Source organism: Streptococcus sp. DD10 (assembly GCF_001578805.1).
Taxonomy (GTDB): Bacteria; Bacillota; Bacilli; order Lactobacillales; family Streptococcaceae; genus Streptococcus.
Window position 1 is genome coordinate 41,076 of record NZ_KQ969158.1, and the last position, 20,083, is coordinate 61,158.

General features: G+C 40.6%; 13 protein-coding genes and 2 pseudogenes. 13 read left to right on the forward strand and 2 right to left on the reverse strand.

All coding sequences use genetic code 11. The features are described from left to right. Positions 1-414: 414 nt before the first annotated feature. The 4 genes from STRDD10_RS03220 (at position 415) to STRDD10_RS03235 (ending at position 5,508) form a co-directional block, all read left to right on the forward strand. A complete protein-coding gene (locus STRDD10_RS03220) occupies positions 415-2,631 on the forward strand; it encodes a RelA/SpoT family protein (RefSeq protein ID WP_067193088.1) in 2,217 nt (738 codons plus the stop codon). Between the two features lie 67 nt (positions 2,632-2,698). Then, positions 2,699-3,139 carry a D-aminoacyl-tRNA deacylase gene (gene dtd / locus STRDD10_RS03225; RefSeq protein ID WP_067193090.1) on the forward strand — a complete coding sequence of 147 codons (441 nt, stop codon included), beginning with the start codon at positions 2,699-2,701 and terminating at the stop codon, positions 3,137-3,139. A 282-nt stretch (positions 3,140-3,421) separates the two neighbouring features. Further along, the gene (locus STRDD10_RS03230) at positions 3,422-4,768 is read left to right on the forward strand and encodes a DUF6688 domain-containing protein (RefSeq protein WP_067193092.1); all 1,347 of its coding nucleotides are present in this window, start codon (positions 3,422-3,424) and stop codon (positions 4,766-4,768) included. Positions 4,769-5,019: 251 nt separating this feature from the next. Further along, positions 5,020-5,508, forward strand: coding sequence for a DUF6287 domain-containing protein (locus tag STRDD10_RS03235; protein WP_067193094.1), 489 nt, complete (start codon positions 5,020-5,022; stop codon positions 5,506-5,508). 28 nt (positions 5,509-5,536) lie between these two features. On the opposite strand, the pseudogene STRDD10_RS03240 reads toward STRDD10_RS03235, so the two are convergent. After that, positions 5,537-7,609: pseudogene (locus STRDD10_RS03240) on the reverse strand (GH92 family glycosyl hydrolase); the annotation flags it as partial. A 207-nt stretch (positions 7,610-7,816) separates the two neighbouring features. Between STRDD10_RS03240 and STRDD10_RS03245 the strand changes: the two are divergent. The 9 genes and pseudogenes from STRDD10_RS03245 (at position 7,817) to STRDD10_RS03285 (ending at position 19,126) form a co-directional block, all read left to right on the forward strand. Then, complete coding sequence (locus STRDD10_RS03245; RefSeq protein ID WP_067193097.1) at positions 7,817-9,094, forward strand: glycoside hydrolase family 125 protein; 1,278 nt, start codon at positions 7,817-7,819, stop codon at positions 9,092-9,094. Between the two features lie 137 nt (positions 9,095-9,231). Next, positions 9,232-11,862: an alpha-mannosidase gene (locus STRDD10_RS03250; protein ID WP_067193099.1), complete on the forward strand. Its 2,631-nt coding sequence runs from the start codon at positions 9,232-9,234 to the stop codon at positions 11,860-11,862. A gap of 12 nt (positions 11,863-11,874) precedes the next feature. Continuing rightward, positions 11,875-12,753 carry an ROK family protein gene (locus tag STRDD10_RS03255; protein ID WP_067193101.1) on the forward strand — a complete coding sequence of 293 codons (879 nt, stop codon included), beginning with the start codon at positions 11,875-11,877 and terminating at the stop codon, positions 12,751-12,753. Continuing rightward, positions 12,738-14,618 carry a beta-N-acetylhexosaminidase gene (locus STRDD10_RS03260; RefSeq protein WP_067193103.1) on the forward strand — a complete coding sequence of 627 codons (1,881 nt, stop codon included), beginning with the start codon at positions 12,738-12,740 and terminating at the stop codon, positions 14,616-14,618. The genes STRDD10_RS03255 and STRDD10_RS03260 overlap by 16 nt, the downstream gene beginning before the upstream one ends. Positions 14,619-14,681: 63 nt before the next feature. Beyond that, positions 14,682-15,032 carry a hypothetical protein gene (locus STRDD10_RS10400; RefSeq protein WP_082782031.1) on the forward strand — a complete coding sequence of 117 codons (351 nt, stop codon included), beginning with the start codon at positions 14,682-14,684 and terminating at the stop codon, positions 15,030-15,032. Between the two features lie 188 nt (positions 15,033-15,220). After that, a pseudogene (locus tag STRDD10_RS10770) lies at positions 15,221-15,370 on the forward strand (IS3 family transposase); the annotation flags it as partial. 338 nt (positions 15,371-15,708) lie between these two features. Further along, complete coding sequence (locus STRDD10_RS03275) at positions 15,709-16,638, forward strand: ABC transporter permease (RefSeq protein ID WP_067193109.1); 930 nt, start codon at positions 15,709-15,711, stop codon at positions 16,636-16,638. 43 nt (positions 16,639-16,681) lie between these two features. Then, positions 16,682-17,584, forward strand: coding sequence for a carbohydrate ABC transporter permease (locus tag STRDD10_RS03280; RefSeq protein ID WP_067193111.1), 903 nt, complete (start codon positions 16,682-16,684; stop codon positions 17,582-17,584). Between the two features lie 63 nt (positions 17,585-17,647). Continuing rightward, positions 17,648-19,126: an ABC transporter substrate-binding protein gene (locus STRDD10_RS03285; RefSeq protein WP_067193113.1), complete on the forward strand. Its 1,479-nt coding sequence runs from the start codon at positions 17,648-17,650 to the stop codon at positions 19,124-19,126. A 72-nt stretch (positions 19,127-19,198) separates the two neighbouring features. On the opposite strand, the gene STRDD10_RS03290 is transcribed toward STRDD10_RS03285, so the two are convergent. Further along, positions 19,199-19,954 carry a class I SAM-dependent methyltransferase gene (locus tag STRDD10_RS03290; protein ID WP_067193115.1) on the reverse strand — a complete coding sequence of 252 codons (756 nt, stop codon included), beginning with the start codon at positions 19,952-19,954 and terminating at the stop codon, positions 19,199-19,201. Positions 19,955-20,083: the final 129 nt, after the last annotated feature.

The window sequence follows — 20,083 nt, forward strand, 5'->3', positions numbered from 1 at the left end:
TGAAAAAATAAACATAATCTTATCGAAGACCGTCAAAGTTATTAGACGGTTGACCTTCTTTGGTGCCGGCAAAAGCTGGCAGAGTGGAGGATAATATTACTAAGCGGAGTAGGGTAAAAGATACTTTTTTTACGATGTATCTCCTTTTAAAAAGTAAAGTAGAACGTTATTTATCGCTTTAGAAAGTGATAAAAGGTTCTAGGTTACAGTGTGCGATAGAGACTAGTGCCACTTATTGTTTCCGATTTTTTCCTCCTTCCAGCACTTCGTCTCTTTAATAAATATACTATATTCTTAATATTCTGAAAAATTCAAATAATATGCTAATATTTTTTTGTGATTTTTATAAAAGAAATCTAGTTCCCATCTTCTCCAAAAAGTGATAAAATAGACTACAAGAAATTGGAGAGAACTATGCCCAAAGAAGTGAATTTGACTGGCGATCAGGTGGTCGCTTTAACGAGAGAATATTTATCAAAAGAAGATGTGGCTTTTGTACAAAAAGCTCTGGTGTATGCGGTAGATCATCACAGTGGTCAGTTTCGTAAATCAGGAGAACCTTATATCATTCATCCTATCCAGGTGGCAGGGATATTAGCCAAACTCAAGCTGGATGCGGTGACAGTTGCTTGCGGTTTTCTGCATGATGTAGTCGAGGATACGGATGTGACCTTTGAGGATTTGGAGGCTGAATTCGGCTCTGATGTCCGTTTGATTGTGGATGGGGTGACTAAGCTTGGTAAAGTTGAGTACAAGTCGATTGAGGAGCAATTAGCGGAGAATCATCGAAAAATGTTGATGGCTATGTCCCAGGATATCCGAGTGATTTTAGTCAAACTAGCTGACCGTTTGCATAATATGCGTACTCTTAAGCATCTCCGAAAGGACAAGCAGGAGAGAATTTCAAGAGAAACGATGGATATTTATGCACCATTAGCCCATCGTTTGGGGATTTCCAGTATTAAGTGGGAGTTAGAAGATCTATCTTTTCGTTACCTTAATTCGGTTGAGTTTTACAAAATTACTCATCTAATGAAGGAAAAGCGACGCGAACGTGAGGCTTTGGTAGATGAAGTGGTGAGCAAGCTCAGTGCTTATACGTCTGAGCGTCACCTGCATGGGCAGATTTATGGCCGTCCTAAGCATATCTATTCTATCTACCGAAAAATGGTAGATAAGAAAAAGCATTTTGAAGAAATATATGATTTGATAGCGATTCGCTGCATTTTAGATACGCCGAGTGATGTTTATGCTATGTTGGGCTACATCCATGAGTTGTGGCGACCAATGCCAGGAAGGTTCAAAGATTATATTGCAAACCCCAAAGCCAATGGCTATCAGTCTATTCACACAACGGTTTATGGTCCTAAAGGTCCTATCGAGTTTCAAATTCGTACGGCTCAGATGCATGAAGTGGCAGAGTTTGGGGTTGCAGCACACTGGGCTTATAAGAAGGGTGTGACAGGACAAGTAGACAAGGCTGAATCTGCTGTGGGAATGAAGTGGATCCATGAGATGCAGGAACTCCAAGCTTCCACGGGCGATGCTAAGGAGTTTGTGGATACAGTAAAAGAAGAATATCTTGCAGAAGAAATTTATGTTTTTGCTCCTGATGGAACGGTACGAGCTTTGCCAAAGGATTCTAGCCCGATTGATTTTGCTTATGAGATTCATACTCAAGTAGGGGAGCGAGCGGTTGGAGCTAAGGTCAATGGTCGGATGGTACCTCTTACAACCAAGTTAAAGACAGGAGATCAGATAGAGATCATCACTAGTAAGTCTTCTTTTGGTCCGAGTCGTGATTGGATTAATCTAGTTAAAACAAGCAAAGCTCGCAATAAAATCCGTCAATTCTTTAAAAATCAAGACAAGGAGTTGTCCATTTCTAAAGGACGCGAGTTGCTGATGAATCAACTCCAAGACCAAGGATATAGCACGGCTCAATTTATGGACAAACGCCATATTGAAGATGTCTTGCAAAAGACAAGTTATAAGACGGAAGATGCCCTTTTTGCTGCGATTGGTTTTGGGGAAATCTCCGCCGTGTCTGTCTTTAATCGCTTGACGGAAAAAGAGCGTCGCGAAGAAGAACGAGCTCGTGCCAAGGCTGAAGCTGAGGAATTGGTCAAAGGTGGTGAGGTCAAGCATGAAAATAAAGATGTCATCAAGGTTAAGCATGAAGGAGGCGTGGTTATTCAGGGAGCGTCAGGCTTGCTGCTTCGGATGGCTAAATGTTGTAACCCGGTGCCAGGCGATGCGATTGTAGGCTACATTACAAAAGGTCGTGGAGTAGCTATTCACCGTGAGGACTGTATGAATCTCAAATCTCAACGAGATTACGAACAGCGCTTAATCGATGTGGACTGGGAGGATAACAACCAGAACAAGGAGTACATGGCTCATATTGATATCTATGGTCTTAACCGTGCAGGTTTATTAAATGATGTCTTGCAAGTCCTGTCCCATACCACTAAAAACATCTCGACAGTCAACGCTCAGCCAACTAAGGACATGAAATTTGCCAATATCCATGTATCTTTTGGTATCCAAAATCTATCCAATTTGACAACTGTTGTTGATAAGATAAAAAATGTCCCTGAGGTTTATTCGGTTAAACGGACAAATGGCTAGATTTACTTTCTTATTTAGTTGGGGGTTAAAATTGGATTTTGCAGACTTTTTAAAGGCGGTTTAAAAAATGAAAATCATTATTCAGCGCGTTCAATCTGCCCAAGTTAGTGTAGAAGGTCAGACTCATGCAAGGATTAGCAAAGGTTTGCTCTTACTGGTTGGGGTAGGACCAGAAGACAGCGTAGAGGATGTCGACTATGCAGTACGTAAGATTACGCATATGCGGATTTTCTCTGACGGTGAAGGCAAGATGAATTTATCTGTTAAGGATATCGCTGGGGAGATTTTATCTGTCTCCCAGTTTACGCTTTTTGCTGCAACTAAAAAAGGGAATCGTCCCTCCTTTACAGCTGCAGCCGGACCGGATTTGGCTAATCGTCTTTATAGTGATTTGAATGCTAGGTTAGCTAAGGAGGTTCCAGTGAAGACGGGAATCTTTGCTGCGGATATGCAGGTGGAATTGATTAACGATGGACCAGTAACCATTATTCTAGATACTAAGGAGTAAGGCTAGAATTTATAAAGTTTCTAGTATTTGCTTGGTCAAGCCTATCTAGGGGTGATTGGATGATTCCTTTTATCTCAGTACATTATTACGGGATTTGCGGAGTTTTTCTCTATCGCTGTCTAAAAAGGTATATTTAGAAAGATACAAGCTTTATGAGATAGATGGTGAAAGCCGATAGCTTGGATCTTTCTTTTTCTTTCTTCTAGACCGTGAAGATTTTTAGCTGGAGTTTGGATCAACTTTTTTGAGTGATAGAGTTAACCAATAAAAGAAGAGGTTGTGATGAAAAGGATTATTTCTTTGTACAAAAAGTGGAATCAGGATTTGGAGACAAATTTTGGGATGAGTTTGATGATGATCAACTTCTTAACAAATGGACTGATTTTTTTAGCTTGTTTTAGTGTATTTTTATTGACGGATATACGCATGCTGATGCAATCAAAACTGGATTTAGAAGCAGTTCCTTCCCTACTAGGTTCTTTCTTGTCTATTGGGTTTTATGCCTTGTTCTTATGCTTTTTTATTCCTAATATTTTTGTGCTTCTGTACTTCATTTTCCGTTGGGACAGCCTTCGAAAAAAAGACGTAAAAAACGAGATGAAACGGCAGGAGATTCATTTGAAAACAAACCATAAGAGGTATACTTCTGTATTGTGGTTTGGTTTATTTGGGTCCTTTTTGGAAGCTCTCATCATTTTCTTAGTGAAGGATATGACCTTCTATGACTGGAACGAGACCTTGATCAACAGTCAAAAACACGGTTTGATCTGGACAGGATCCTATCCTACCTTTTTTACCCTCGATTTTCTTTGCCTTCTGGCTTTGATCGTTTACTCTTACCGAGATGCGAACTCCCTCTCGCCCCTCTTGAACGTGTTGTGCATCGGAGGCATTCTCACCGGAGCCATCCTTCTAATCGTGTTTGATATTCAGCTACAAGTTTTTGGATGTCATACCTTGTTTTTACTGGTATATTCCATCCAGTTATTGCGTATCCGAATGAGAGAATGGCAGGAGAAAAGGGAGGAATTTGTTTATGATAATCAACTTCTTCAATACTTACATCAATGGCTTAATCATTCATGGAATTGGCCTTGGCTGGGACTACTTCTTGCTTTACCAACTCTAGCAGTGATTGTGATGTTTCTCATGTTGTTTGGTCAGCAACCTGATTCTATTATCAAAGCGTGGACGAATACAGCAGATTGGACATTCTCAGACAAGATTCCACCTCAAAACCTGGTGGTTGATGAACACTACCTTTGTACAGTAGCAGCGGGTGGTCATGAGAAACTGGTCAAGCCACAACGGATGGGGGGGCGTCATGGTCACCCTGTCATTGTCAATCGTCAATTGTGCATTGCGAATGCTTTTGAGCAGGTTTTAGAAGAAAAGTTTCCCCGTTGTCATTATTTTGTACGAAGTTTATACGATCGTTATGGCTATCCTTTTGCACAACATATCAAAAATAAATGGTTGATGGATGCGATTTACTTGATTATGAAGCCGTTGGAATGGTTCTTTCTGCTTGTTCTGTATATTGTCGATCGTCAACCAGAAAATCGGATTGCGATGCAGTATATTCATCCCCTACCCAAAGAGGATGAATTAGATTCCCGAATCGGTTAAACAGTGGTCTCAACTACTAAAACTTAATAATAAAACGAGGTGACGTTTAAAAAAATAGTTGATAAATGTTGCAGAGAAAAGTGTTGTCTTTTCATGTACCCTATTTATGAAGATTGGGAACCTTGTTTTAGCTTTCCATGATGACTAAAATTGTAGCAAAGCTCTTGCTCCTCAACTAGGCTTTAAAATTGTAAAATAAATCAAAATAAGATAGAATAGGAGAGAATGTATACCAGGTAAAGGAAAAAATCATGAAGCGAATGGCTTATGTGCTATTAGTGGGTTTGTTGGTTTGTATGACTGCCTGTTCTAGCCAAGCTCAAAACAAAACAAACGAAGTAAACCAATCAGAAGCACAAGCGAGTACAAATCAGCCTCAAATGAACATCGAAGAAATTGTAGAGGGAAACTATGCTAGTGTAGCTGGTATTTGGGTCAGCGATAGTGGAGAACGATTGGTCTTCAATGCATCAGGTCTTGCGACTAGCAACTATCAGCCAGAAGCAGCTACCTTGACTTATTTTGGAACAGCCGAGATGATAGTTGTTGGTTCAGGCACCTTAAAAAGTACTTTTCTGCTCGAGATGATACCTGCAGGAGTAACCATTCCAGAGCAGGTGGATGATGCAGGAAATCTCCTTTTTCAAGACAATTCTGATGCAAGCAAGGATCGCTTGTGGACCGGGACAGGTAGTTATCCTTTCTTAGAAACAGGTCATTTTTTTTATCGTGTAGAATAAAAGCTAGTTGGAATTATCCAACTAGCTTTTATGGTATCCAAGAAAGAGTAAACTCAATTTGTTTTGTTTCAAGTAGTTCTTGATGGCTGATGGATTGTATACATTTCTCATCAGCTGTGCATCTTGAGACAAAGAAGTGGTGTGGTAGGTTTCTGTGAGCTCGAATATGTATCCAGTGATTTTTTTCTGGTAGATAGAATTTTATATGATTAAAGAGGGGAATGCCCAGCTGGTAGATTGGCTTGCCAGGACAGCTTGGATAGAGTCCGAGAGCAGACCAGATGTACCAAGCTGAGAGACTGCCATTGTCTTCGTCTTCTGGATAGGCTTGAAAGTTAGCTTGAAAAGCTTGTTCTCTAATTGTTTTGACGAGGAGGCTGGTAAAGTGAGATGATAAACTATGTTGAAAGAGGTATGGGATATGAAAGCTAGGTTGGTTAGAGATAGCGACTTGGGCAAAGGGAGCAGTCGCCATTTCAGACATTTCGTGTATTTCATAACCATAACCTAAAGTTTCAAAGTTGGCTGGTGATTTACATAGGGTCTCTAGATAATGTGTAAAGGCTTCTGGACCTCCCATAAGTTCTTTTAGGCCGTCGATATCGTGGGGGACAGCAAGTGTTGCCTGAATGGCTGAGCATTCGGCATAGTCACTACCCCATCTAGTAGGGGAAAAGTCGAGTGAAAAGTTCCCATTAGCTAGTTTTCCCTGCATATAACCAGTTTTTGGGTTGTAGAGATGACGATAGTTTTTTGACTGTCTCAGATAGTGTTTGGCGATAGTCGTTTCTTCTAACTTTTGAGCGACAGTTGCAATACAAAAATAGTCGAGAGTATGGCTAACACTTTCATGATGGTCCTTGGAGAGGTAGCCGAACTGTTGGTATTGTTCTAACCCTTGTCTTCCATGTATCTGCAAGGGATCTTCTTTGGTAGCAGTATCTACCATGGCTGAGAGGATTCTTTTTTCTAGCTGAGGGGCTATTTCTTTGACGCATGCATCTGCTAGTACCCCATCTATTAGGGTTCCGGGCATCATCCCTCTCTCATCAGGTGCGAGCCATTTGGGTAAAAATCCGGTCTCTTCATAGCTGTTTAAGAATCCTTCTAAAAAGTCAGGATATTTATCAGACAAAATCAAACTATAAAGAGGAAAACTTGTCCGGTATAGATCCCAAAAACCAATATTCGTAAAGAGTTTTCCAGGACGGATTTTTCCGGTTAAGAGATTGATGTGCTGGTCTTTTCCGCTTTGATCCACTTCGTAAAAGGTTTGTGGAAAAAGAAAGAGACGATAAAGACAATGGTCAAAAAGTTTGCGATCACAATCCCCTTCATCCACTATATCGAAGCGATGAAGGTAGGTTTCCCAAGCTTTTTTGCTAGCTTTTTTAAGTTCGTCAAAACTTTCGACCGGTAGGTTGACTTGCGCCTGTAGCTCAGACAGATAGGAAGTTCCAAGTTTTATCTCCAGATGACTTGTCTCAAATTGAAGGTACCAATCTTCGCCAATCTGTTCGATAGTTGAAATTGGGTGACTACTTTTCATGCTAAAAAAGAAAGTCAAATCCAGTTTTGTAGTTGGCGTTTTCTGGTGGATGGTTCCATTTAGCTGGTAGTTGTTATCTTTTTTGAGTTGGGCATGCTTTTCACTATGAAGAATGAGAGCGATGTTTTTTCCATGCTCTTGTTTGAACGTAAGGATAGCTCCGTAGGTATTGGCAGTTACCTCGCTTGTGATTTGATAGCGTGTGGAATGAAGTTTGAGATAGTGAGGATGAAAGATGGCTTCGTTCAATTGATAAGAGGATTGGCGGTGAAAGAGATCGGTTTCACGTGGTTTTTCACTGACGGGTGTTAGGAGGAGCCAAGCATAATCTCCTATCCAAGGGCTAGGTTGATGGGTGAGACGGATTCCTTGATAGATGGGGAGGTTGGGATTGAAAAACCAAGCTCCTTGATTGTCCGTTGTTTGAGGGGTAAAGTAGTTCATGCCAAAGGGGACCCCTGTATAAGGCAGGGTATTTCCGTTTGAGTAGGCAGGATGGCTATCGCTCCCATATCGAGTGTCAATGCTTTCTACGATCGTTTTCATATAGTTATCACTCCTTTTTTTTCTATTTTAACAGAAAAAAAGAATGATAGAAAACGCTTTCTAAAATTTAAGAATTTTGTGGAAAAAGGACTAACATTTGTGTATGTATTTTCTGAAAAAAAACTTTATACTGAAAATAGAGTCGTGTAGTGTGTTTGTTTTGGGATCATCACAAAAGATCTAGACGCTAAGGTATCAGAAGGGAGAGAACAGATGAAGTATTCAAAAGAGATAGTAAGAAATTGGTTGGATAACATTGCTGAAAAGGCTAAAAATCACCCTAATTGGGTAGCTGTTTTTGAGCGTTGTTATACGGATACACTGGATCATACAGTTGAAATTTTGGAAGATGGGACGACTTTTGTTTTAACAGGGGATATTCCTGCGATGTGGTTACGGGATTCAACTGCTCAAATAAAGCCCTATCTACCAGTTGCGAAGAGAGAACCGAATATTCGCTCGATGATTGCAGGGCTAGTCAAACGCCAGATGCGCTTTATCCTACATGATCCCTATGCAAATGCTTTTAACATCGAGGAGAACTGGAAGGGACACCATACAACGGATTTCACTAATTTATCAGGATGGATCTGGGAACGTAAATATGAAGTAGACTCTCTCTGCTACCCTTTGCAGTTGGCTTACCTACTATGGAAGGAAACTGGTGAGACAGAACAATTCGATGCTGCTTTTGTTGCAGCGAGTAGAGAGATTTTACAAGTTTGGACAGTAGAACAGGATCATCGAAAATCACCCTATCGTTTTGAGCGACAGACAGATCGAAAAGAAGATACGTTGGTTAATGACGGTCAGGGGCCGGCCTTTGCTTTGACAGGTATGACATGGTCAGGATTTAGACCGAGTGATGATCGTTGTGAATACAGCTATCTCATTCCGTCAAACATGTTTGCAGTGGTGGTGTTAGGCTATCTAGAAGAAATCTTTAGTCAACTGGAGTTGAGCGGTTATGAGGAAGTTACCAAACAAGCTAAAAAATTGCAGGCAGAAATTCGCCAAGGGATAGAAGAATATGGCTATACTCATAATCAGAAGGGAGAAAAAATATTTGCTTTTGAAGTAGACGGATTGGGAAATGCAAGTGTGATGGATGATCCTAATGTGCCGAGCTTACTTGCTGCTCCTTATCTGGGTTATTGTACGATCGAAGATGAGGTCTATCAGTGTACTCGAAAGACAATTCTTAGTTCTGAGAATCCCTACTACTATGAAGGCAAGTATGCGGCTGGTTTGGGAAGTTCCCATACTTTTTATCGGTATATTTGGCCGATTGCTCTTGCAATAGAGGGCTTGACTACTAGGGATAGAGTAGAAAAAGCCCGCATTTTAGACCTTTTAGTTGCGTGTGATGGTGGAACAGGTCTGATGCATGAGAGTTTTCATGTAGATGATCCGAGTCACTACTCACGTGAATGGTTTTCTTGGGCCAATATGATGTTTTGTGAGTTGGTTCTTGATTACTACAATGAATAAGATATAGTATCTTTTACATTTTTAGTTAGCTTAATGGACTTATGATTGTAGGTAAGGAGTACCTGTTGTGCGTTAGAACTCACTACAAATACGAACAATGCAATCGAAAACGAGAAAAATTAAATAGAGGTTATATTATGGAAAATATCGTTGTCCATATCATTTCACACAGTCATTGGGATAGAGAGTGGTACCAATCTTTTGAAAGCCATCGTATGCAGTTGGTGGAGTTATTTGATGACTTATTTGAACTTTTTGAGACAGACCCAGATTTCAAGTCCTTTCACTTAGATGGGCAGATAATCGTTTTGGATGATTACTTGGCTATTCGTCCTGAAAATAGAGACAGGCTTCAACGCTATATTGACGAAGGAAAACTTAAGATTGGCCCCTTTTATATCTTGCAGGATGATTATCTCATCTCAAGTGAGGCAAATGTCCGCAATACTCTTATCGGTCAACAAGAATGTGCTAAATGGGGCAAGTCTACACAAATTGGTTACTTCCCAGATACCTTTGGGAATATGGGGCAGGCTCCTCAAATTTTACAAAAATCTGGGCTACATGTGGCGGCTTTTGGGCGTGGTGTGAAACCTATTGGTTTTGATAATCAAGTGCTTGAGGGAGAACAATTTACCTCTCAGTTTTCAGAGATGTACTGGCAAGGGGCTGATGGGAGTCGGATTTTAGGGATTCTCTTTGCTAACTGGTATAGTAATGGGAATGAAATCCCGGTTGAAAAAGAAGAAGCACTAACTTTTTGGAAACAAAAACTAGCGGATGTGCGTGACTATGCGTCAACCAATCAGTGGCTCATTATGAATGGGTGTGACCACCAACCGGTTCAAAAAAATCTTAGTGAAGCCATTCGAGTCGCAAATGAATTATTTCCAGATGTAACCTTTGTTCATAGTTCTTTTGATGATTATATCAAGGCAGTGGAAGGAGCCCTTCCTGAGCAGTTGTCAACCGTATCTGGTGAATTGACAAGTCAGGAGACAGATGGCTGGTACACACTTGCAAACACGGCATCATCTCGTCTTTATCTCAAGCAAGCCTTCCAAAAAAATAGTAATCTTCTGGAGCAGGTAGTAGAGCCGTTGACGATTATCACGGGTGGGAAGAATCACAAGGACCAACTAACGTATGCTTGGAAGACCTTGCTTCAAAATGCACCTCACGACAGTATTTGTGGCTGTAGTGTAGATGAGGTTCATAGGGAGATGGAAACTCGTTATGCCAAGGTAGAACAGGTTGCTTCTTTTGTTAAGGAGAATCTTCTTCATGATTGGAAATCTAAACTTCATAGTCAATCCGCTAAGAGTGACCTGCTCTTTACTGTTATCAATACAGGTCTACATGAGAAAATGGATACGGTATCGGTAGATATGACGATAGAGATGTGTGATTTTCATAGCACCCACCCGACAGAAGCCTATAAGAAAATGTCTGCGCTTAGTTTACCAAGTTATGTCGTTCAGGATATGGAAGGCCAACTGATAGAGGCAAAAGTAGAAGACTTGGGGGCTCATTTTCATTATGAATTGCCAAAAGATAAATTTCGTCAAGCATATATTGCCCGTCAAGTGCGGGTGACCCTACCTATTCGTTTGGCTCCCCTTTCTTGGCAGAGCTTTCAGTTGCTAGAAGGAAAGATGCAGGAGAGTTCTGGACTCTATCAAAATGGTGTCATTGATACGCCTTATTTAACCGTAAGCTTGGATGAGGGAGTGACAGTTTATGATAAAACTACAAATGAGGCGTACGAAGATTTCATGCTCTTTGAAGATTGTGGGGATATCGGAAATGAGTATATCTATTTTCAACCTAAAAACAGCCAACCGATTTATGCTCAACTAGTAGAAAATCAGGTGTTGGTAAATAATGCAAGGTATAGCACTGTTTTGCTAAAGCATGAGTTGACGATTCCAGTAAGTGCAGATGAAGTATTGGATGCGGAACAGAGAGGTCTCGTCGAATTCATGCATAGAAGAGCAGGACGTTCAAGTCAATATACGACTCTCCACTTAGAAACCGAGATGACGGTGTTCGCAGATTGTCCTCAGATTCGCTTTAAAACCCGTTTTACGAACAATGCAAAAGATCATCGAATCCGAGTCCTTTTTAAGACGCACAATAGTAGTCAAACGAATGATTCAGAAAGCATCTATGAAGTAGTTCGTCGCCCAAATCAACCAGCGTCAGTTTGGGTGAATCCTGAAAACCCGCAACATCAACAATCATTTGTCAGTCTCTATGACCAAGAAAAAGCAGTTACGGTCAGCAATATTGGGCTTAATGAATATGAAATCCTAGGGAATGATACCATTGCTGTCACAATCTTGCGCGCATCAGGAGAGCTAGGAGATTGGGGATATTTCCCTACACCAGAAGCCCAGTGTTTACGAGATTTTGAGGTTGAATTTGCAGTAGAATGCCATCAACCAGACGAACGATTTGCAGCTTATCGTCGGGCCAAGGCACTTGCCACACCATTCACAGGCTTACAAATCAAACGGCAAGAAGGGGAGGTAGCATTAGCTGGACAAGCTCTAAAACATCCAGCGCTCAGTCTCCCACAGGTTTGTCCAACAGCTTTCAAACTGGCTGAGGATGGTTCTGGTAGGGTTTTGCGCTATTATAATATGAGTCAAGAAAATGTTCGTGTCACGGAAAGTCAGCAATGTCAGCTCGATCTGTTAGAACGTCCTTATCCAGTCCATAGTGGGCTGTTAGCTCCGCAGGAGATTCGTACTGAGTTACTTTAATGAGGTGATTTCATGAGTATTGCAACATTTGATATCGGAGGGACAGGCATCAAGTTTGCCAGTCTGACCCGTGAGGGGGACCTCCTTGAAAAAGACAGCACGCCGACGCCAGATACATTCGAAGAACTGCTGGCCTTTTTGGATAAGGAATTGAAAAAAAGACACTATGAGGGTATTGCCATCAGCGTTCCAGGAGCGGTCAATCAAGAAACCGGTGTGATTGAGGGCATCAGTGCGGTTCCTTACATTCATGGATTTTCCTGGTACGAAGCTTTGGCTCGCTATGATCTGCCCGTTCATCTAGAAAATGATGCCAACTGTGTGGGGCTGAGTGAATTACTGGCCCATCCAGAGATTGAGAATGCAGCCTGTGTCGTCATTGGGACGGGCATTGGTGGCGCCCTGATCATCAATGGGAAACTCCACCGTGGTCGTCACGGTTTAGGGGGAGAATTTGGTTATATGACCACCAAAACCCCAGCTGAAAAGCTCAATAATTGGTCCCAATTAGCATCGACAGGAAATATGGTCCGCTATGTCAATGAAAAAACAGGACAAACGGACTGGAGTGGCTTACGGATTTATCATGAGGCAGTTAACGGCAATACCCTCTGCCAAGAGGCTATTCAGCGGATGAATCGCCATCTCGCCCAAGGGATTCTCAATATCCAGTACTTCTTTGATCCAGACGTGATCAGCCTAGGAGGCTCCATCAGTCGCAATCCCGACTTCTTGCTAGGAGTGAAAAAGGCCATCCAAGACTATGTCGATCGTTATGAAGAATATTCAGTGGTGCCTGAGCTTGTCGCCTGCCATTACCAAGCAGATGCCAATCTCTACGGTGCCTTAGTCAATTGGTTACAGGAGGAAAAAGCGTGGCCACATTTATAGGACTGACAGAAAAACAAACTGCTGCTGTTCAGATACTTGAACAACACCTTTCATTAGGTGAGCATACGATTACGGTTGCCCAAGGTAACGGTGCTTCGATCCAGATTGAGGGAGACAAAGGCGATTACCGCCTCACCTATCGCAAACCTCACCAACTTTATCGGGCACTTTCGCTCTTATCCAATGCCCTGGAAAAAGGGGAAAAGATTAGCCTCACCGAAACAGCGGCTTATGAAGATTTGGCCTACATGGCAGACTGTTCGCGAAATGCAGTTTTGAATGTAGCCTCTGCCAAGCAGATGATTGAGGTCTTGGCTCTCATGGGCTACTCAACCTTTGAGCTCTACATGGAAGACACCTACCAGATTGAGGGACAGCCATATTTTGGCTACTTCCGTGGATCCTACTCGGCTGAGGAATTGCAGGAAATCGAGGCTTATGCCCAGCAGTTTGACCTGACCTTTGTGCCCTGCATTCAGACCTTGGCCCACTTGTCAGCCTTCGTCAAATGGGGTGTCAAAGAAGTGCAAGAACTCCGCGATGTAGAGGACATTCTCCTTATTGGAGAAGAAAAAGTCTATAACCTGATTGATGGTATGTTTGCCACTCTATCTAAACTGCAGACTCGCAAGGTCAATATCGGTATGGACGAGGCCCACTTAGTTGGTTTGGGACGCTATCTCATCTTAAACGGCGTTGTGGACCGCAGTCTTCTCATGTGCCAACACTTGGAGCGCGTGCTGGATATTGCCGATAAATACGGTTTCCACTGTCAAATGTGGAGCGATATGTTCTTCAAGCTCATGTCCTCTGACGGCCAATATGATCGGGAAATTGAGATTCCAACTGAGACCCGGGCCTATCTAGACCGTTTGAAAGACCGAGTGACACTAGTTTATTGGGATTACTACCAAGACAGCGAAGAAAAGTACAACAAGAATTTCAGCAACCACCACACTATTAGCGATGACCTTGCTTTTGCAGGGGGCGCTTGGAAATGGATCGGCTTTACGCCCAATAATCACTTTAGTCGCCTGATCGCCATTGAGGCCAATAAAGCCTGCCGCAAAAACGGTATCAAGGAAGTCATTGTGACCGGTTGGGGGGACAACGGTGGTGAAACCGCCCAGTTCTCTATCCTACCAAGCTTGCAAATCTGGGCAGAACTCAGCTACCGCAATGACTTAGAACAACTCTCCAGTCATTTCAAGACCAATACAGGGCTTTCTGTTGAGGACTTTATGCAGATTGACTTGGGCAATCTCCTGCCAGATCTGCCAGCCAATCTCAGTGGAATCAACCCCAATCGCTATGTCTTTTATCAGGATATTCTCTGCCCGCTTTTGGATCCGCATATCAATCCTGAACAAGACCGAGCACACTTTGAAAAGGCTGCAACAAGCTTGACAGCTATTTCCCAACAAGCAGGGCCTTATGCTTATCTCTTTGAGACTCAGGCCCAGTTGAATAGCATCCTAGCGCAAAAAGCGACCATCGGTCGAGAGATTCGGGTGGCCTATGAGGCGCGTAATCGTCAAGCCCTAGAAAGACTGGCTCAGGAAGAGCTTTCGAGTCTTCTCCAAAAAGTCGAAGATTTTCACCAAACCTTTAGCCAGCAGTGGCTCAAGGAAAATAAGGTTTTTGGCTTGGATACGGTTGATATCCGTATGGGTGGCCTCATGCAACGGATCAAACGGGCGCAAAGTCGTCTGCTAGCCTTTAGCAATGGCACAATTGACCGGATCGAAGAGCTAGAAGTGGAGCTCCTTCCATTTACCGACTTCTATGCGGACCAAGAGTTCAGCGCAACCACTGCCAACCAGTGGCATACCATTGCGACCGCGTCGACTATTTATACGACTTGATCAATAGTTTCACAGGAAATATCTTGGAATAGAGTTTCAAAGTAAGAATATCGAGGAAGTAGAATGAAAAACAAAATTTCTTTTATAATCTGTTCAATAATAGTCATTATTTCAAATTTACTGATGATATCCCCAATCAATAATGGAGTAGAAGTTGGTTCTAACATATTTATAATAGTTCTAACCCTATTTTTACTACCTATTTTCTTTAAAGCCGTTGATTTTAAGCAAACTTCTTTTATTCGTTTAGAGTCATCAGCTCTAATTGTCTTGTCAACTCTCTCTATAATGAGGTTGATAAATAGAATAATTCCAATACCTGATATAGTCAACTTTCTATTTATTGTCATTGCTTTGGGAATGGGGATTTCATTGCTAGCAGCTTCTTTTATAAATATAAAAAATAAAAAATAGGCTTCCCGCGAAATTAAAACGTACTTTTAAAGGTAACAATAGCAGCAATAAGATTTATACGCTGACCTAGCAGTATTTCGTTTTGCTGGCAATCTAAAAACTTCATTTCATTAGATAAAAAATATATGAAAATGAACTGCACCCCGAAAGTTAGACAGAAAAAATCTAACTTTTGGGGTGTTTTTATTATGAAATTGACTTATAAAGATAAAGTTCAGATCTATGAACTTAGAAAACAAGGATATAGCTTAGAGCAACTTTCAAATAAATTTGGGATAAACAATTCTAATCTTAGGTACATGATTAAATTGATTGATTGTTACGGAATAAAGCTCCTGATAGACAGAAAATGGTTTATTGCCAACCGGAGAGTAATTGGACTCTAATCTGTTAACGGTTTACCACCTCTATTAGCAAAGTTTATGTGTAATGGAAAAAAGAGGTTAGAAAGATGGGATGCAGAAACAAATAGAAGAAGTTACTCTCCCCTTTTATAATTTGTAGAATTTTTACTATAATTTAGGGTTTGAAAAGCTAGTATGTAAATAATATAATCATAAATGTAATCGGTAACAATTTAAGGAGAACAAACAAGAGAAAAGTGAAGTGAATGATTGTTGCCTTGCTTTATGTCATGACCTTATTTGTATCTCCTGTATTATAATGGGAGGAGTTTATGCAAAAAATTGTTCAAACTTTAAAAAGTAACCTCATTTTCCTTTTGATGGTTCTTCCCGGAGCCCTTTGGTTGATTTTGTTTTTCTACATTCCTGTTTTTGGAAACGTAGTTGCCTTTAAGGACTACCATATTACTGGTGAGGGCTTTATCGATAGTATCTTAAATAGTAAGTGGGTTGGCTTTGATAATTTCCGCTTTCTCTTTAGTTCTAAGGATGCCTTTATCATCACGAGAAACACCATTCTCTACAATCTTGGATTTATCTTTTTGGGATTGGTGGTTTCTGTTGGAATTGCCATTATCTTTAGTGAGTTGCGATCTAAGAGGATGGTCAAACTATTTCAGACCTCTATTCTTTTTCCTTACTTCCTATCATGGGTTATCATTAGTTTCTTTACAGATGCTTTCCTAAATATTGACAAGGGATTAATCAACCACTTGCTTCAGTCATTTGGCATAAAAGAAATGAATTTCTACGCGGATACGACCATTTGGCCAGCATTCTTGCTATTTATGGGGGTATGGAAAGGTTTTGGTTACAATAGTGTTATGTATTATGCAACCATCATGGGAATTGATCCAACCTATTACGAAGCAGCTACTGTAGATGGTGCTAGCAAGTGGCAACGAATTAAAAATATCACCATTCCTCAGCTTGCTCCGTTGATAACGGTATTGACTATTCTTGCAGTCGGAAACATCTTCCGAGCAGATTTTGGACTTTTTTATCAAATCCCACATAATGCAGGTCAGTTATATAGTGTTACCAATGTTATTGATGTCTATGTCTACAATGGCTTGACCAAGTCAGGGGATATTGGGATGACTGCAGCAGCAGGGCTTTACCAGTCAGTCGTAGGGTTGATTTTGGTTGTGATTTCCAATTTAATTGCGAGACGGATTGATAAAAATTCAGCACTCTTTTAGAAAGGAGGTTTTCCATGAAAAAAGATAAAATAAAAAAGAAAAAATCGATAATGTTGGAATTCACTCCTTTAGTAAACGTTCCAATTTCTTCTTTACCCTTTTGATGGGGTTAGTTGCTGTCGCCTGCGTGCTTCCTTTTATCTTTGTTATCATCATATCGATTACAGATGAGCAAAGTTTAGCGATAAACGGTTACAGCTTCTTTCCAGCTAAGTTTGGGGTGGATGGTTTTGTTTTCCTAGGACAGTTTAAAGATAAGATTTTACAATCCCTCTTTATTACCTTCTTTGTAACGATAGTAGGGACCTTCTGTAATGTCTTTATCACCACAACCTATGCCTATGCTATCTCTCGTTCTACCTTTAAATATCGGAGATTTTTCACCATATTTGCCCTCTTGAGTATGCTATTTAGTGCAGGATTGGTACCAGGTTATATTGTTGTGACTCAGCTCTTACACTTGGGAGATACAGTTGGAGCCTTAATTATCCCAATGTTGTTGAATCCGTTTAACATCATTTTGATGCGAAGTTTCTTTAAACGAACCATTCCAGAAGCGATTTTAGAGTCAGCTCGTATCGATGGAGCAAGCGAAACACGGATTTTCTTCCAGATTTGTTTGCCTCTGTCTCTACCAGGTGTGGCGACGATTAGTCTTTTTACAGCTCTTGGTTTTTGGAATGATTGGTTTAATGCACTCCTATATATCAAGAGTGATAACCTCTATCCACTTCAATATCTTTTGATGCAAATCCAGAGCAATATGGACTATATCTCTAAGTCAGTTGGACAATCCAGTCAACTTGTTGGCGCTCTTCAATCTCTCCCAAGAGAGACTGGACGGATGGCTATGGTGGTTGTTGCAACTATCCCAATTGCGATTCTCTACCCATTCTTCCAACGCTACTTTGTAAAAGGCTTAACGATTGGTGGCGTAAAAGAATAATCCTATACGTTTATGTATAGCTAAGTATGTCTAAAACAAAAAATAAAAAAGGAGACTATTCTTATGAATAAATGGAAAAAGTATGCTCTTACTTCAGCTAGCCTTTTGGCAATCGGTGCAACCCTTGCTGCTTGTGGTAATCTAACAGGAAATAACAAAAAAGCAGCTACCTCTGATGACGGTAAGACTGTTATTAAGATGTATCAAATTGGTGATAAGCCTGATAATTTGGACGAATTATTGGAAAATGCCAACAAAATTATTGGTGAAAAAACAGGTGCTAAACTAGATATCCAATACCTCGGTTGGGGTGATTATGACAAGAAAATGAATGTCATCATCTCATCTGGTGAAAATTATGATATTGCTCTTGCTAATAACTATGTTATCAATGCACAAAAAGGTGCCTATGCTGACTTGACTGAACTATACAAAAAAGAAGGGAAAGATCTCTATGCGGCATTGGACCCAGCCTACATCAAGGGGAATACAGTAAATGGCAAGATTTATGCTGTTCCAGTAGCAGCCAATGTAGCCTCATCACAAAACTTTGCCTTTAACGGACCACTTCTTGAAAAGTATGGCATTGATATTTCAAATATTAAAGATTATAGTGATCTAGAAGAAGCGCTCAAAACAATCAAAGAAAAAGAACCGAATGTAACGCCTTATGCCATGACCAAGAGTTACGGTGGGCCTGCAGATGATTTTGACTATGTAGCAGTTGATAGTCTTCCATTTGTTGTCGATTTGCAAGGTGATACGACTAAAATTGTAGACCGCTACACTATTCCACGTTATGTTGAAAAACTCAAAACTCTTCACAAATATTATGAAGCGGGATATATTCCAAAAGATGTTACAACAAGTGATACCAGCTTTGAACTAGGTGCAGATACTTGGTTTGTCCGTGAAGAAACCGTCGGTCCTGCTGACTACGGCAACAGCCTTCTTTCTCGTGTAGCAAACCGTAAGATTGAAATTAAGCCAATCACAGGTTTGTACAAGAAAAATAATACAACTCAAGTAGCGAACTTTGTAATTTCAAACAACTCTAAGAACAAAGAAAAAGCGATGGAAGTATTGAATGTTCTAAATACAGATCCTGAAGTATTGAATGGCCTTGTTTACGGTCCAGAAGGAACCAACTGGGAAAAAGTTGCTGGCACTGAAAATCGCGTAAAAGTTCTTGATGGCTATAATGGTAATACCCATATGTCAGGATGGAACACTGGTAACAACTGGATTCTTTACATAAATGAAAATGTAACAGATGACCAAATTGCTCAATCTAAGAAAGATTTGGAAGAGGCAAAAGAATCTCCAGCGCTTGGTTTTATCTTTAATACAGATTCTGTAAAAGCTGAAATTACAGCTCTTACAAATACATTAAACCAATATGCAAGTGCAATTAATACAGGTACTGTTGATCCTGAAGTTGAAATTCCTAAGATGTTGGATAAACTCAAAGAAGAAGGAGCTTATCAAAAAGTCTTGGATGAAATGCAAAAACAATACGATGAATTTTTGGCAAACAAATAAAGTCTGATTGGCAGATTTTCTATTAAAATTCCCCTTAGCTGCTCATGTTGCTAAGGGGAATTTATTTATGGGTTATTTTTTGGAGCAGACTGCAATATAACGCAAGTCTTTACCAGTTTTGTTGAAAAAACGATACATGCTAAGGAATTGCTTTCGATTTTCTTTTTTAAAGCCATTCCATAGAATCTTACAGGTTCCAAGCCAGCCTTCGTCTTTAATCATGCCCGGGGTTGACATAAGAGTCATAGGTCCATATTGGGCAATAACTGTTGAAAAACCTAACTGTTTAAATAATTCCTGCCATTTGTCTACATGGAGTGGTTGCACATTGACATGGATTGTTTGACTAAGTTCATCTAACAAGCTTCCCATATGGTCATCCAGATAGGCGACATCATGAGTGAGGAGTCGTCCACCAGGTTTTAGGACACGTAGGTATTCTTTGATAGCTTTTTCTTTGGCTTCTCCCCGTAGCATGGTTAACATGGCTTCATTTACGACTATATCAAAAGAGTTATCCTCGAAGGGTAATTTCATGGCGTTGCCTTGCTGAACTTGGACAAGTTTTTCTACCCCAGCTTCCTTGATATTTTGTTTTGCTTTGTCTAAAGCGATAGGATCCATGTCGATCCCAATGATGCTACAACCAAACGTTTGAGCCAGTTCGATAGAAGTGGTACACATGTTGCAAGCAACTTCGAGAACCTTGCTATCTTTTGAAAACTGCCCTTGTTCAATCAGCCAGTTAGTAGCAGTAACACCACCGGGTCTTAGTCTTTTCTTACCTAAACGGGCTAAGAAATTATGTCCGACTTCTTTTTTTACCATATATTGTCAGTAACCTATTTTCTTTTTTCGATTGAAAACTATCTATGGATTTCTTTATAACCTACAACTACTTTAAAAGAGGTTGTTTGTTTGGTTAGTGTAGAAGTTAGGTAGTGATGATGACGAATT

What these genes read in the sequence shown, in the direction of transcription:
- STRDD10_RS03220 (WP_067193088.1), top strand. Translation starts at nt 415, where the DNA reads ATGCCCAAAGAAGTGAATTTGACTGGCGATCAGGTGGTCGCTTTAACG.
- dtd (WP_067193090.1), top strand. Translation starts at nt 2,699, where the DNA reads ATGAAAATCATTATTCAGCGCGTTCAATCTGCCCAAGTTAGTGTAGAA.
- STRDD10_RS03230 (WP_067193092.1), top strand. Translation starts at nt 3,422, where the DNA reads ATGAAAAGGATTATTTCTTTGTACAAAAAGTGGAATCAGGATTTGGAG.
- STRDD10_RS03235 (WP_067193094.1), top strand. Translation starts at nt 5,020, where the DNA reads ATGAAGCGAATGGCTTATGTGCTATTAGTGGGTTTGTTGGTTTGTATG.
- STRDD10_RS03245 (WP_067193097.1), top strand. Translation starts at nt 7,817, where the DNA reads ATGAAGTATTCAAAAGAGATAGTAAGAAATTGGTTGGATAACATTGCT.
- STRDD10_RS03250 (WP_067193099.1), top strand. Translation starts at nt 9,232, where the DNA reads ATGGAAAATATCGTTGTCCATATCATTTCACACAGTCATTGGGATAGA.
- STRDD10_RS03255 (WP_067193101.1), top strand. Translation starts at nt 11,875, where the DNA reads ATGAGTATTGCAACATTTGATATCGGAGGGACAGGCATCAAGTTTGCC.
- STRDD10_RS10400 (WP_082782031.1), top strand. Translation starts at nt 14,682, where the DNA reads ATGAAAAACAAAATTTCTTTTATAATCTGTTCAATAATAGTCATTATT.
- STRDD10_RS03275 (WP_067193109.1), top strand. Translation starts at nt 15,709, where the DNA reads ATGCAAAAAATTGTTCAAACTTTAAAAAGTAACCTCATTTTCCTTTTG.
- STRDD10_RS03285 (WP_067193113.1), top strand. Translation starts at nt 17,648, where the DNA reads ATGAATAAATGGAAAAAGTATGCTCTTACTTCAGCTAGCCTTTTGGCA.
- STRDD10_RS03290 (WP_067193115.1), bottom strand. Translation starts at nt 19,954, where the DNA reads ATGGTAAAAAAAGAAGTCGGACATAATTTCTTAGCCCGTTTAGGTAAG.